The following is a 1,810-nucleotide window of genomic DNA, read 5'->3' on the forward strand; positions in this document are numbered from 1 at the left end:
ACGGCGCCGAGCGGACGCTGCTCGCGCGTCGCGGGGTCTGCCGCGACTTCGCGCACCTCGTGGTCGCGCTCCTCCGGGCCCTGGACGTGCCCGCGCGCCTCGTCTCGGTCTACGCCCCCGGGCTGTCCCCGATGGACTTCCACGCGGTCGCCGAAGCCTGGATCGAGGGGGAGTGGCGGGTGGTCGACGCGACGACGCTGGCTCCCCGGCAGAGCCTCGTGCGCATCGCGACCGGACGCGACGCCGCGGACACCGCGTTCCTCAGTGTGTACGACGGCATCGCGACGCTCGGGGAGTTCACGGTCGGCGCGGTGGTCGACGAGCTGCCGGACGACGACGTGCGCGAGCCCGTCTCGATCGGCTGAGCGCGGCTACTGCTCCGGCTCGACGAAGCGGCGCCAGGCCCAGACCGACGTGCACACCACGGTGAACGCGACGACGGCGAAGACGACCGGACCGCCTCCGCCCTCGGTCGCCCACACGGCGATCGTGGGGGTGAGCAGGAGGAAGAGCACGGTCGTCGAGAGCAGGGTGAGACCCAGCCAGAGGACCGGCGACCACCGCAGGATGCTCTGTCCGGCCGGACGCCCGACCGGGAACAGCAGCACGACGCTCGACCCGACGGCGATCAGTGTCGTCGCGCTGAGCACCTCGGCGGTCAGCACGCCGCCGACGGAGCCGCCGGTCGGGACGACCGCGGAGGCTCCCCACGCGAGCCCCGCGAGTCCCAGGAGCGAGACGACGCGCACCGTGGCGAGCTTGGCGCGGTCGACGGGCGAGGCGCCCTCCGGCAGGAGGAGCCCGATCACCACGCCGAACAGGAAGGCGGGGTCGAGTCCGGCGAAGCGCGAGAGCAGCGCCGCGGCGGCCACCAGGAGCAGCGCCCGCGGTGAGGCGACGATCCGGACGCCGGGCAGGCCCAGGCGCCGGCCGACGAGGGCGGGCACTCCGGCCGCGACGGCGTTGACGAGCGCCGTCGCGAGGATGACGGCGATCAGGAGCCTGAGGTAGGCGGGCTGGCTGTCGACGCGCCCGGAGAGCAGGCTGAGCCCGGCGGCGCAGCCGATCATGCCGACGACCATGGTGCGGGTCGAGGCGGGAGCGCGCTCGGGCTTGTCGTCGAACTCGACGCGCGCCCGGTTGCGGCCGGTCAGCTGCCAGGTGCGGGCCTCGCGGGGTGCGCGGCCCGCCACGGCCAGTCTCGCGGGGACGACCACCAGCGCGAGTGACGCGACGGCGAGGGCCAGGGAGCGCATCCAGTCGGCCATCGTGCCCAGCGGTGCGCCGGAGGAGAGCGCGGTCGTCATGCCGGTCGCGGCGCTCCAGCCGCCGGGTGCGGGGGCTGCGGTGGCGCCCTCCGTCGGTTCGGGCCGCGCCGACGCCGTCGCGCTGCTGCCGGGACGAGCGGGGGTCGCCGTCGGGCGCGGTGCGGTCGATCCCGGAGTCGGCACGGCGGAGCCCGGGGTGCCGGAGGGGGATGCGCCGGGCGTCGTGCCGGGAGTGGCGGCGCCGGGTGCGGGGCTCCCGGCGGGGGCCGTCGCGGTCGGTCCGGGTGCCGCGGCGGCGAAGACGGCGTCGATCCAGGGGCTCGGCGAGCTGTAGTTGCCCGCCGAGTCGCCGAGGATCGCCGAGACGCGGTGCGGCCCGGCGGTGACGGTGCCGCCGGTGCACGTCCACGCGCCTGCACTGACGGGCGCCTCGCACGTGTTCACGCGGTCGACGTAGACGTAGGCGCGCGTCCCCTCGACGCCGGTGCCGGAGTACACGGCGCCCACGAGGGGGAGGGAGGCGCCGGCACCCGGGGAGGTCA

General features: G+C 76.1%; 1 protein-coding gene and 1 pseudogene. One reads left to right on the plus strand and one right to left on the minus strand.

Annotated features, from left to right (window positions below):
* Positions 1-365: transglutaminase family protein (locus IOC53_RS18610; protein ID WP_207408102.1), on the plus strand; the 365-nt coding region annotated here is incomplete at its 5' end.
* A gap of 6 nt (positions 366-371) precedes the next feature.
* On the opposite strand, the pseudogene IOC53_RS18615 reads toward IOC53_RS18610, so the two are convergent.
* Positions 372-1,810, minus strand: a pseudogene (locus IOC53_RS18615) (hypothetical protein); the annotation flags it as partial.

The organism is Rathayibacter sp. SD072, from assembly GCF_017355185.1.
Lineage (GTDB): Bacteria > Actinomycetota > Actinomycetes > Actinomycetales > Microbacteriaceae > Rathayibacter.